Origin of the sequence: Campylobacter upsaliensis, assembly GCF_900637395.1 — a bacterium.
GTDB classification, from domain to species: Bacteria; Campylobacterota; Campylobacteria; order Campylobacterales; family Campylobacteraceae; genus Campylobacter_D; species Campylobacter_D upsaliensis.
The window spans coordinates 789,586-802,227 of sequence record NZ_LR134372.1 but is presented as its reverse complement, the minus strand read 5'-3'; the positions used below and the strand labels follow the sequence as shown (position 1 = coordinate 802,227).

Annotated in this window: 13 protein-coding genes; 3 read left to right on the top strand and 10 right to left on the bottom strand. The window is 36.0% G+C overall.

What is annotated here, in order from left to right:
• Positions 1-40: 40 nt before the first annotated feature.
• Positions 41-313 carry a 30S ribosomal protein S15 gene (gene rpsO / locus EL158_RS04085; protein ID WP_027304036.1) on the top strand — a complete coding sequence of 91 codons (273 nt, stop codon included), beginning with the start codon at positions 41-43 and terminating at the stop codon, positions 311-313.
• Positions 314-345: 32 nt separating this feature from the next.
• On the top strand, positions 346-1,188 hold the full coding sequence (gene cmoB, locus EL158_RS04080; protein ID WP_027304035.1) for a tRNA 5-methoxyuridine(34)/uridine 5-oxyacetic acid(34) synthase CmoB: 843 nt from the start codon (positions 346-348) through the stop codon (positions 1,186-1,188).
• A 9-nt stretch (positions 1,189-1,197) separates the two neighbouring features.
• On the opposite strand, the gene EL158_RS04075 is transcribed toward cmoB, so the two are convergent.
• The 10 genes from EL158_RS04075 to EL158_RS04030 all read right to left on the bottom strand — a co-directional run bounded on the left by EL158_RS04075 (position 1,198) and on the right by EL158_RS04030 (position 11,240).
• On the bottom strand, positions 1,198-1,755 hold the full coding sequence (locus tag EL158_RS04075; RefSeq protein WP_027304034.1) for a 2-oxoglutarate:acceptor oxidoreductase subunit OorC: 558 nt from the start codon (positions 1,753-1,755) through the stop codon (positions 1,198-1,200).
• Positions 1,752-2,597 carry a 2-oxoglutarate ferredoxin oxidoreductase subunit beta gene (locus tag EL158_RS04070; RefSeq protein WP_004277258.1) on the bottom strand — a complete coding sequence of 282 codons (846 nt, stop codon included), beginning with the start codon at positions 2,595-2,597 and terminating at the stop codon, positions 1,752-1,754. Before EL158_RS04070 ends, EL158_RS04075 begins: the two co-directional genes overlap by 4 nt.
• A gap of 1 nt (position 2,598) precedes the next feature.
• On the bottom strand, positions 2,599-3,723 hold the full coding sequence (locus EL158_RS04065) for a 2-oxoglutarate synthase subunit alpha (protein WP_027304033.1): 1,125 nt from the start codon (positions 3,721-3,723) through the stop codon (positions 2,599-2,601).
• Between the two features lie 8 nt (positions 3,724-3,731).
• A complete protein-coding gene (locus EL158_RS04060; protein ID WP_004275437.1) occupies positions 3,732-4,043 on the bottom strand; it encodes a 4Fe-4S binding protein in 312 nt (103 codons plus the stop codon).
• Between the two features lie 9 nt (positions 4,044-4,052).
• Positions 4,053-4,922: a succinate--CoA ligase subunit alpha gene (gene sucD, locus EL158_RS04055; protein WP_027304032.1), complete on the bottom strand. Its 870-nt coding sequence runs from the start codon at positions 4,920-4,922 to the stop codon at positions 4,053-4,055.
• A 9-nt stretch (positions 4,923-4,931) separates the two neighbouring features.
• Positions 4,932-6,095 carry an ADP-forming succinate--CoA ligase subunit beta gene (gene sucC, locus EL158_RS04050; RefSeq protein WP_027304031.1) on the bottom strand — a complete coding sequence of 388 codons (1,164 nt, stop codon included), beginning with the start codon at positions 6,093-6,095 and terminating at the stop codon, positions 4,932-4,934.
• A complete protein-coding gene (locus EL158_RS04045) occupies positions 6,096-6,998 on the bottom strand; it encodes a malate dehydrogenase (RefSeq protein ID WP_027304030.1) in 903 nt (300 codons plus the stop codon).
• On the bottom strand, positions 6,995-9,199 hold the full coding sequence (locus EL158_RS04040; protein WP_027304029.1) for an NADP-dependent isocitrate dehydrogenase: 2,205 nt from the start codon (positions 9,197-9,199) through the stop codon (positions 6,995-6,997). The genes EL158_RS04045 and EL158_RS04040 overlap by 4 nt, the downstream gene beginning before the upstream one ends.
• Positions 9,200-9,312: 113 nt before the next feature.
• Complete coding sequence (locus EL158_RS04035) at positions 9,313-10,119, bottom strand: phosphatidylserine decarboxylase (RefSeq protein ID WP_027304028.1); 807 nt, start codon at positions 10,117-10,119, stop codon at positions 9,313-9,315.
• Entirely contained in the window at positions 10,116-11,240 is a 1,125-nt protein-coding gene (locus tag EL158_RS04030; RefSeq protein ID WP_027304027.1) for a metallophosphoesterase, read from the bottom strand. Before EL158_RS04030 ends, EL158_RS04035 begins: the two co-directional genes overlap by 4 nt.
• A 103-nt stretch (positions 11,241-11,343) precedes the next feature.
• On the opposite strand from EL158_RS04030, the gene gltX reads away from it, so the two are divergent.
• Positions 11,344-12,642, top strand: coding sequence for a glutamate--tRNA ligase (gene gltX, locus EL158_RS04025; protein ID WP_027304026.1), 1,299 nt, complete (start codon positions 11,344-11,346; stop codon positions 12,640-12,642).

Below are 12,642 nucleotides of genomic sequence, written 5' to 3'. Positions count from 1 at the left end.
GTATAATTCCCACTTTAATTCTACCAATCAGGAGGTCAAAATGGCTTTGGATTCGGCTAAAAAAGCAAAAATTGTTGCGAAATTCGCCAAAAAGGCAGGAGATACAGGCTCTACGGAAGTGCAAGTGGCACTTTTAACAGCTAGGATTACCGAGCTTACAGAACATCTTAAAATTTACAAAAAAGATTTTTCTTCACGCTTGGGACTTTTAAAGCTTGTTGGTCAAAGAAAAAGATTGCTAAACTATCTTAAAAGAAAAGATTATCAATCTTACATCAAAATTATCACAGAATTAAAACTTAGAGATAAGTAAAAGCCTTATTTAAGGCTTTATCCTCATTACAAATGGACATACAAACACTTGAAGCAAAAATCGCTTCTTTAGAAAAATTATCTTGTAAATTTAAGCTAACTCAAAGCGTAGAAATTACCACCGATAAAAGTCAAACAAACCTAATAAAAGAACTTGCCATAGCCCTTAAACCTTGGCGTAAAGGTCCTTTTAAAATAGATGATCTTTTCATCGATACAGAGTGGCAAAGCTTTATCAAATTTGACATTTTAAAACCTTTTATGTGTAATATTAAAGATAAAGTAGTCGCCGATGTGGGATGTAATAATGGCTATTATATGTTTAAAATGCTCGAATTTTCTCCCAAACAAATCATAGGCTTTGACCCATCCTTAAAATATCATCTACAATTTAAGCTTATCAATGCTCTAGCAAAAACCAACATTAAATTTGAGCTTTTGGGGGTGGAGGATTTACCTAATTACGCAGTAAAATTTGATGTGATTTTCTGTCTTGGTGTGATTTATCATAGAAGCGACCCTATCAAAATGCTTAAGGATTTAAAAAAAGCTCTTAAATTAGGAGGCATTGTTTTTTTAGATACGATGTATATAGAAAGCGACGAGGAAATAGCACTTGTTCCGCAAAATACCTATTCTAAAATTCCAAATATTTATTTTGTTCCTTCCATTAAAGCTTTGAAAAATTGGTGTTTAAGGGCTGGCTTTAAAAATTTTGAAATTTTAGCGACTAAAAAAACAGACAAAGAAGAGCAAAGAAAAACAGCTTGGATAGATTCTTATTCTTTAGAAAATTTTCTTGATCCTGAAAATGAAAATTTAACTTGCGAAGGCTATGAAGCACCAAAAAGAGTCTATGTGCGTTTAAGGGCGTAAAGCCCTTTTTTAAGCGTGAGGCTTTGTTTGTTTAGCGTATTGAATACCCAAATCAAAAGCCTTAGAATTCGCATCACGAGTCTTAGGTGGAACCATATGAAGCATAGTTTCTTTTAAAACATCAAGATCAATGCAACGGCTCATATAGGCAGCTATAGCTAAGGCAACGACTGATTGTGTAGCGACATTACCCACTTCTTCTTTAGCTATGGTGATAATAGGGATTTCAAAAATTTGCCATTTTTTATAATCCTCTTCCTCAGGATGCACTAAATTCGGCTCAATAACTATAATGCCTCCCTCCTTTACTCCACTCCTAAAGCCCTTATAGCCCTTATCTGCCGTTGAAAGCATAAAATCAACTTCCCCCTCAACAGCGTAAGGAAATAAAATTTCCTTTTCATCGATGATAATATCGACCTTAGTAGGACCTCCGCGCACTTGAGAAGTATAAGTAGAAGCCTTAAAAGCTTGACGCCCTTCTTTAATCGCCGCCTCAGCTAAAATTTCACCAGCAGTGATAACACCTTGACCGCCCTCACCTCCAAATCTTAATTGATATTTCATTTCAAAGCTCCTAAATCGACCATTCTTTTTTCCTTCGCAGCTTTACGCACTTCTTCATAGGCGTGGCAGTATTCAGGCTGGGTATTATCCTCGTGCAAAACGCCTGTTGGAAATTTATCTCTTCTTTCTTCAAAATCCATTGCCTCAAATTTAGACTTATCAACGACACGATTTTTAATCCAATCAAGCATAGCCACAGCTTCGCCCATTTTATTTTTACGACCTAAATTAATATGGCAGTTTGAAAACACATCGACAAAGCTATAGCCCTTATGTGCTAAAGCTTTATAAATTAAATTTTCAAGTTTCGCTGCTTCGATTACATTGCCTCTTGCTACAAAGGAAGCTCCTGCTGCCTTAGTTAATTCACAAGCGTCAAAATTTGGATCAATATTTCCAAATTGTGCGGTAACAGTGTAAAAGCCTTTTGGTGTCGTAGGGGAGGTTTGTGAATTTGTAAGACCATAAATAAAATTGTTAATCACAATATGCGTTAAATCAATATTTCTACGGCAACCGTGTATGGTATGATTTCCACCGATAGCTAAAGTATCGCCATCTCCACTTACCACAATAACATGTTTGCTAGGATTGGCAAGTTTAATACCTGTAGCATAGGCAATAGCCCTGCCGTGTGTAGTATGCACAGTGTTGCAATTTACATAAGAGCTCATTCTTCCACTACACCCTATACCTGAAACCAAACATACATCGTCCATATTCCAGCCTAATTTTTGAATCGCTCTAATAATGCACTTTAACACAACTCCATCGCCACAGCCCCAGCACCATTGCGTTGGGAGTTTATCTACTCTTAGATATTCATCATAATCAAATGCCATTTTACAAATTCTCCTTTACTTTAGCGATGATTTCACTTGGTGTGATAGGGCGTCCATTAGCTCTATGAAGCGAGATGAAGTCTTTTCTCGAGCTTACTCTTTGAATTTCTTCAAGGTATTGCCCCATATTTAGCTCACTTACCATAACTTTTTTAAATCGAGCTACAACCCCAGCGATTTTCTCCTCCGCCACAGGATAAAGTGTAATAGGACGGAAAAGCCCTACTTTGATACCCTCTTCTCTCAAGCGGTTAATCGCCTCTTTAGCCGAGCGGCTCACACTTCCATAGGCTATAATTAAAAATTCAGCATCATCAAGCTTATATTCCTCATAAGCACAAATATCATCTTTATTATTTTTAATCTTGCCTATTAATCTTTCTATATTTTTCTTCACAATGGCACCATCTTCAGTAGGAAAGCCTATATCTCCGTGATGAAGTCCTGTAATGTGATAACGATAACCTTCAAAGAAAGGATTTAAAACCGCCGCTTCATTTTCCCCTGCCGCATAAGGCTTATAATCCTTTTTCTCACCGCTAAATTTTTTGCGGTTAATGATTTTAATATCTTTTAAGTCAGGTAAAATCGCTTTTCCGTTCATATGTCCCACAGTTTCGTCCATAAGCAAAAACACGGGAGTCATATATTTTTCAGCTAAATTGAAAGCTCTTATTGTTTCTGTATAAGCCTCCTCTAAAGAAGCAGGTGCTAAAGCTATACTAGCAAAATCGCCGTGAGTGGGAGCTTTAGCTTGAAATAAATCGCCTTGAGCCACACGCGTTGGCAAACCTGTCGATGGACCTCCTCTCATAACATTAACAATCACTAAAGGAATTTCAGCAATAAAAGCAAGACCGATTTGTTCTGCTTTAAGTGAAATTCCCGGACCTGAACTCGCTGTCATTGATTTTACTCCGCTCATAGCCGCACCAATAGCCACACTCACGCCCGAAATTTCATCTTCCATTTGGATAAAAGTGCCATCATTAGCAGGAAGCATATGACTTAACTCGTGAGCAATTTCCGAACTTGGAGTAATAGGGTAACCTCCAAAAAATTTACACCCGCAATCAATCGCAGCTTTCGCAATTAAAACATTTCCCGTTGCTATAACTTCTCTCATATCTTTTCCTATGCTAATTTTTTGTATTTGTTATTTTTCACCGCTAAAGCTCTTTCTTTGGCTTCTGGGCTAAGCTTAGCAAATTTAAATTCATCTCTTTTTGCTACCATAATTGCAAAATCAGGACAATGCGTCTCGCATTCTGTGCATCCTATACAGGATTCAGGATGCACAACTTCTATCATCTGTCCTAAAACAGCGTGAATATCATCACGCATAGCTAAAACCCCAGCAGGGCAGTAACTAACGCAAATATTACACGCTTTACATCTATGCTCATCAACCCAAACGGGCGTATCTTTTGGAGCGATTATACTCATAAATATCCTTTAAGCTAGTATTTTTTTAATCTCTTCGCCGATTAAAGCTGGAGAATCGACAACATGAATTCCATAGCTTTTTAAAGCTTCTTTTTTTGCTGCTGCACTCTCATCGCTACTTCCTACGATAGCACCTGCGTGTCCCATTCTTTTACCCTTAGGAGCAGTCGCTCCTGCGATGAAAGCTACCACAGGTTTAGTGATATTTTCTTTAATAAATTTTGCCGCTTCCACTTCTAAACTTCCACCGATTTCACCTATCATTACAATAGCTTTGGTTTCAGCATCTTTTTCAAATTCACTTAGTAATTCTTTATAAGCAAGTCCTATAATAGGGTCTCCGCCTATACCTACGGCAGTTGAAATTCCATAACCACTTTGTGCGACTTGATTAGCAGCTTCGTAAGTGAGTGTGCCTGACTTTGAAATTAAACCCACACAACCTTTCTTAAAAATAAAGCCCGGCATAATGCCTAATTTGCACTCCTGCGAAGTGATAATGCCCGGACAATTTGGTCCTATGATTTTCATACCTTTTTTATTTGCATATTGCTTTGCAAACATCATATCTTTAACGGGCGTATGCTCAGTAATCACAACAGCAAGTTTAATGCCCGCATCCGCCGCTTCTATCACGCTATCTCCCACTGCAAAAGCTGGCACGAAAATAAGGCTCACATCAGCTCCAGTAGCCTTAACAGCCTCCGCGACAGTGTTGAAAACAGGCTTTCCTAAATGCTCTGTGCCACCTTTAAAAGGCGTTACCCCGCCAACGATTTGTGTGCCATAAGCCATACACTGCTCGGCGTGAAAAGTTGCTTCTTTGCCTGTGAAACCTTGAACGATAACCTTTGTATTTTTATTAACTAAAATGCTCATTTTTCTTCCTTATCCTACTAGACTTTTTACAAGTTCAGCGCCCTCTTTAAGATTAGTCGCTGCTTTAATATTTTTAAGATTTGAATTATCTAAAATACTTTTTGCCTCTGCCGCATTCGTGCCATCAAGTCGCACCACGATAGGAACATTAACTTCGACATTTTTAGTCGCCTCTAAAATTCCATTTGCTATTCTATCACAACGCACAATTCCACCAAAGATATTAATGAAAATAACCTTGACATTTTTATCTCTTAAAATAATCTCAAAAGCTTTAGCCACGGTTTCAGGCGAAGCACCACCACCCACATCTAAGAAATTTGCAGGCTTTGCACCGCTATAATTAATAATATCCATAGTCGCCATAGCAAGACCAGCACCATTAACCATACAAGCAACATCTCCATCAAGCTTGACATAGCTAAGTCCAAATTCTCCCGCCTCACGCTCGGCGTCATTTTCTTCTGTAATGTCTCTAAGTGCTGCTATATCGCTATGTCTATATAAAGAGCTATCATCAAAGCTACATTTTGCGTCCAAAGCGTAAAAATCACCCTCAGCTGTTTTAATGAGAGGATTAATCTCAAGCATATTCATATCTTTATCCATATAAAGCTTATAAAGCTTTTCTATCATTACGGCAAGTTTTTTACTCTCATCTTTATCAAGTCCTAAAACTTTCGCCACCTCTAAGGCGTGAAAAAGCTTAAAGCCTATTTGTGGGTCTATACCAACTTTAGCGATTTTTTCTGGGCTTTCTTTAGCTACTTTTTCTATATCCATACCGCCTTCACTTGAAGCGATAATGGTAATTTGCTCCGCCATTCTGTTAAAAAGTATCGCCAAATAATATTCCTTAACAATATTTGCTCCACTTTCAATGTAAAGTTTTTGAACGAGTTTCCCCTCAGGTCCAGTTTGATGTGTAACCAAAGTCATACCTAAAATTTGCTCGGCATAGCTTTTCACCTCATCAAGGCTTTTGGCGATTTTAACACCACCGCCAAGCCCACGACCACCAGCGTGAATTTGAGCTTTAACAGCCCATACGCTACCGCCTAATTCTTTGGCATTAGCCACAGCCTCATCGACGCTAAAAGCCACTTTGCCTTTCAGCGTAGCAACGCCATTTTCCGCAAAAATTGCTTTTGCTTGATACTCATGTATATTCATTTATTCTCCTTTGTATTGATATTTAATTAGCGATTTTTCTAATTTTTCTTGCTCTTCTTGAGCTAAAGTTAGACACATAATCTCCCTTACGCCCTCAAGTCCTAGTCTAGCCATTACCCCAAAAGCCTTATTTTTAATCCCAAATTCTCCATTTAAAATCACACTCATAGGTAAAAATTCCCCAGAACGCATAGCTTCAAGCATTCTAAGACAAGCACTAGCAGGAGCTAAGTAAGCCGAATTTTTAAGATGTTTGATAACTTTTGCCCCACCCGTTTTTACTTCATTTTCCACATCTTCAAATTCTTCTTCGCTTAAAAGTTCTGTTAATTTGCGATTACCTACGCTTGAATGCGATTTTAACAAAACCATATCATCATTATGAAAGCCCATAAGTTTTGTATCCACACTTGAAGTTTTTACTTTAAGTTTTTTGGCAAGTTCATATTTAAAACGCGCATTATCCAAAACTCCAGCCATAGCGACAATTTTCTTAGCATTAAAAATCCCACTTTCATAAAGGGTATTAAGAAGAAAATCTACAGGATTTGTCAAAATGATAAAAAGTGGTTCTTCATTAAACCTCTTAACTCTTTTAGCACAATCGAGCATAATATTTGCATTAATTTGCAAAAGCTCATCTCTACTTTGCCCATCCTTTCTAGCCAAACCTGCCGTAAAAAGAATAATTTGAGAATTTTGCGTATGAGAATATTCTTTAGTGCAAATTAATTCTATATCCAAATTTAAAGCCGCTATACTTTGAGAAAGCTCAAGTTCCTTTGCTAAAAGTAAGTCATCATTGATGTCGATTAAGACAATTTCTTTTGCAAATTCTCTCATAATCAAAGCATAGGCAACGCTTGTGCCGACATTTCCAGCACCTATGATGGTAATTTTCATCTTTGCCCTATCTTTGCAATAATATTGTTAAATAAAGCACTAGGACGCATAATTGCCTCAGCTTTTGTATCGTCAAATTTATAATAGCCTCCCAAATCGACTTTGACGCCCTGAGCATTGTTAAATTGCCCCCTAATTTCCTCTTCATTAGAACTAAATTCCAAAGCTATATCCTTAAAAAAGCTTTGCAATTCCACATCTTGGGCTTGTCTTGATAGATGATTAGCCCAATACATCGCCAAATAAAAATGGCTCGTTCTATTATCGTCCTCACCGACCTTACGCGAAGGCGTTTTGTTATTTTCAAGCCACTCACCAATGGCTTCATCTAAACAATTAGCTAAAACTTCAGCCTTGTTTGATTTGCATTTTTGTGCATAAAATTCCAAACTCGCTTGCAAGGCTAAAAATTCTCCCAAACTATCCCAACGCAAGTGATTTTCCTCGACAAGTTGCTCCACTTGTTTGGGTGCTGACCCCCCTGCTCCTGTTTCAAACATTGCTCCACCATTTAGCATAGGCACAATTGAGAGCATTTTAGCACTTGTTCCAAGTTCTAAAATAGGGAACAAATCGGTCAAATAATCTCTTAAAACATTACCCGTAATGGCAATAGCATTTTTTCCCGCTCGAATAAGCTCTAAATTTTTTAAACAAGCTTCATAAGGTGCCAAAATTTCAATATTTTTACCCTTTTCTTTGAGACGATTTTTAACTAGCTCTATCATTATCTTATCGTTAGCCCTCTTTTCATCAAGCCAAAAAATAGCCTCATCGCCACTTAATTCCTGTCTTTGAATTCCTAAGTCAATCCAGTTTAATATCGCGTCAAATTTAGCTTGATTTGCCCTATAAATGTCATTTTTATTAAGCTTATGTTCAAGTAAAACTTCTCCATTTGCAATAATTCTCATCGTGCCATTTTCTGGTGCGATGAAAGTTTTATCGTGCGAGCCATATTCTTGCGCTTTTTTAGCCATTAAACCGACATTTGAAACGCTACCAAGTTTTGCAGGATTTAAAGTGCCATTTTTATGCAAATCTTCAATCACCGCTTCATAAATAGTCGCATAAGTCTTATCGGGGATTAAGGCATTAGCATCTCTTTCTTTACCCTCTTTATCCCAAAGCTTTGCACCATTTTTAAGCATAGCAGGCATAGAAGCATCGACTATAACATCACTTGGGATATGTAAATTTGTAATGCCTTTGTCTGAATTTACCATAGAAATATCCGCACTTTTATCTAAAATTTCGTGATATTTCTTAAGAATAGCATCCTTTTGACTTGAATTTTCCACTTTGTTTAAAAGCTCATTTAAGCCATTGTTTGCATTGATACTTAATTTTTCAAATTCCTCGCCAAATTCCTCAAAAAGCTCTTTAAAATAAGCCCTCACCGCATAACCAAAAATAATAGGATCACTTACCTTCATCATCGTAGCTTTTAAGTGTAAAGAAAAAAGCAGATTTTCATCTTTGCAAAGCTTAATTTGCTCTTCATAAAAACGCATTAATTTTTCTACACTCATGAAAGTTGCGTCCAAAAGCTCGTTTTTCTCAAGCTTTAAATTTTCTTTTAAAATCATTTTTGTGCCATTTTCGCTAATAAATTCAATATGAGCCAAACAATCATCTTTGATTAAAATCGCTTTTTCATTGGAGAAAAAATCACCATCTTTCATATAAGAAACTCTACTTTTTGACTTTGGATCAAATGGGATAACACGGTAAGGATTATGCTTTGCATAATCTTTCACAGCCTTAGTGCAGCGGCGGTCTGAATTACCCTGACGCAAAACAGGATTTACAGCAGAGCCAAGAATTTTTTGGTATTTTGACTTAATTTGAAATTCTTCATCATTTTTTGGCTCATCTGGGTAATTTGGTAACATATACCCCTTTTTTTGCAATTCTTCAATCGCCGCTTTAAGCTGGGGGATAGAAGCGGAAATGTTTGGAGTTTTAATAAGATTTGCGTCCGCTTTTTTGACTAATTCGCCCAAATTTGCTAGAGCATTTTCACACTTTTGCTCTTCCTTTAAGCTTTCGCTAAATTCGGCTATAATCCTACCAGATAAAGAAATATCAGAGCTTACTACTCTTATATTAGCCTTACTTAAAAAAGCTTTGACTATAGGTAAAAACGAGTAAGTTGCAAGGGCTGGCGATTCATCTGTTAGAGTATAGGTAATATGCATCTTTTATCCTTTTTCCTAATATTTCTTCAAAGTATAATAAAATTTCGAAAAAATGCAAGAGCAAGTTTAAACTTTTTTTTAGTTTTATTAATAGAGAAAAAGGCAACTTTTCTTCAAAGAAAAGTTGCAAGCTTTTCTCCAAATTTAATCCTTACTTTTGACTCAAAATTTAAATATCCTTTTTGCGACAAAACAACTATGGTGGAACCTAACTCAAAATTCCCAAGCTCTTCGCCTTTTTTGATACTTAAATTATCATATTTTCGCGTGAAATTATGTGCGAATTTCATATTTGTTTGCACACTTTTATCAAATTTAAAACGCATTTTGCCGACATTTTGCGCTCCAACAAAAACAAGCCAAAAGATGAAATTTTTTTCCACATTTTTACATTTTAAACTCACCCTTTCATTTTTGGTGTAAAGATTTGCTATTTTTAACAAATGTTTTTCATTGACACTAAAAAGGGCACCACCTGTATAACTAAGACTTAAAATTTGCATATCGCAAGGTGCGTGATAGCGATGATAATCTTTTGGAGAAAGGTAAATATTTGTATAATTAAGTCCATTTTCTAACTCCTCTTTTTCATAATTATCTCTTAAAAGCTCCTCTACGCTATAAGTTCGTCCCTTAATACTAAAAGCAAAAAGCTCATTTTCAGCCAAAAAAGTCTCTCCACTTAGCAAAATGCTTCCATCACTAGGCGAGACAAAATCATCTTCTAAAATTCTTGGCTTTTCTAGCTTTCTTGTGAAAAGTGCGTTTAGGCTTTCATATTCGCTTGGTTGTTTAAATTCGCTCATATCAATGCTAAAATATTTCACATAGCGTTCATTGATAATTTTTTGTAAAGCTTTAAAAAATTTAAAACCCGCTATAACTCCAAAAATCCTCGAACTATCTCTATCAAAACTCATTTATTGCCCCTTAAATTTAAAATGACAAGCTCACTTTGAGAAAAGGTTCTAAGACTAGGTCCCCAAAAGCCTGCCCCACGACTTACAAAAAGCTGTGTCTTTTCACTCAAAGGATAAAGACCCGAAACAAAACCTTGTTGAAGCTTTACCAAAAGTGCGAAAGGAAAAATTTGCCCTCCGTGCGTATGCCCGCTTAAAATCAAATCAAAATCACTCACATCATAAAGCTGTGTGGTTTTGGGCTGATGAGCGAGCAAAATGCTTGGTTTGCTTAAATTTAAATCCACCTTAGCTCTTGCTAAATCAGGTGCTAAAATGCCCTTTCTAAGTCCAGCTAAGTCCCCTACTCCAGCAATATTCATAAAACCCAAATCAAGTCCCTCATTAACTAAAATTTTCATATTAGTTTGACCTTTTAAAAGCTCTAAAACTTCGTTAATCCCGTGATAATATTCGTGATTTCCCAAAGCATAAAAAGTGCCATAGGTCGATTTTAAATCGTTAAGTTTTGAGATGTAGGGCTTTAAAGTTTCAGGCTTTGCATCGACTAAATCACCCACAATAACGACCATATCGACATTTTTACTATTAATCTTTTCTATAATCTCACTTAGGAATTTTTCGTGTAAATTTTTTCCTAAATGGATATCTGTTAGCATAGCAATTTTAAGTTCTTTTTCTAAATGAGAAATTTTAATATCAACCTCACTAAATTCAGGCACCTTAATCGCACTATAAATGCTAAAATAAGTTATAAAAGCTCCAAATAAAAGCACAAAAATTTCAAAACTCACTTTAAGAAAAGAGGCAATTTTCATAAAACTTTTACCCAAAAGTGCCAACATAAATCTTAAAAAATCCAAAAGTAAAGTTACAAAGAAAAAGCAATAAGTCGGCGCATACAAAGAAGCAAAAAAGCTATACCAAGCGTCATTTAAATACTCGCTTGAGCGAAAAACCATAAAAAAGCCTTGCACTAAAAAAAGAGCGAAAAGTATCAAGGCAAAAAGTCGCCTTAAATATTTAAGCGTGATGAATTTTAGCACTAATCTTTTGTAAATATAAATATTTGCCAAGCCAAAGATTAAAGTTACACCAAAAGAAAAAATCAAAAATATCATTAAGCCCTCCAAAATAAAATGCGAATTATAACAAGCTAAAATTAAATATCCATATAAACTTTTTTGCTATAATCCCCACTCAAATACACAATAAGGTTATAAAATGTATCGTTTCGCACCCTCTCCTACTGGAGATATGCACATAGGGAATTTAAGGGCGGCTTTGATTAATTACATTTGCTCTAAGCAAGAGAAAACGGACTTTATCTTACGCATAGAAGATACAGATAAGGCTAGAAATATCGCAGGGAAAGAAGAGGAAATTAAGGAAATTTTAAAACTTTTTGGCATTTCGTGGCAGCATTATTATGTGCAAAGTGAAAATTTGAAATTTCATAGACAAATGGCTTTAAAACTAGTGAGTGAAAAAAGGGCTTTTGCTTGTTTTTGCACGGAAGAAGAATTAAACGCTAAAAAAGAAGCTGCTAAGGCACAAAATAAACCTTACCGCTATGATGGAACTTGTGAAAATTTGCAAGATAGCGATGTTTTAGAAAACGAAAAGCCCTTTGTTATACGCCTTAAAAAGCCAGAAAAAGCGATGAGATTTAAAGATTTTATCAAAGGAGAGCTTTGCTTTGAGCCTGAAAATATCGATAGTTTTGTCATTATGAGAGCGGATAAAACTCCCACTTATAATTTTGCTTGTGCGGTTGATGATATGCTTGAGGGGGTTTCTTGTATTATAAGAGGTGAAGACCATGTTTCTAACACTCCCAAACAAGAGCATATCCGTGCGAGTTTAAATTATGAAAAGCCTATGACTTACGCGCATTTGCCCATTATCCTTAATGAAGAGGGACAAAAAATGAGTAAAAGAGAAGCGCACTCTAGCGTAAAGTGGCTTTTAGAAAGCGGGATTTTACCGAGTGCGGTGGCAAATTATTTATTATTACTTGGCAATAAAACGCCTTGTGAAATTTTTACTCTTGATGAGGCGATTTTGTGGTTTGATTTAACTAAGCTTTCTAAAGCTCCAGCGAGATTTGATTTAAAAAAGCTCTTGCAACTTAATAGAGAACATATTAAAAAACTTGACGATACAAGCTTAAATGCTCTCTTAAAAACGGATAAAAATTTAGCCCCTTTGGCGAAATTTTATACTCAAGAGGCTAGCACCTTAGTCGAGCTTAAGGAAAAATTAAATGCTATTTTTGGTCCAAAAGATTATAAGGAATTTGAGAAAGAAAGCCTTATTTTAAAAGAAGCTTTAGAAAAATGTGAGCTAAAAGAGAGCTATGAGGAATTTAAACAAGAATTAATAAAACTAAGTGGCTTAAAAGGCAAAAATTTTTTTATGCCTTTAAGGATAGTGCTAACGGGTAGCACACACGGACCCGAGCTTAATGAGCTTTATCCTCATCTTAAACCCTTTATAAAAGAACTTGCTAGAAAGGCTTAA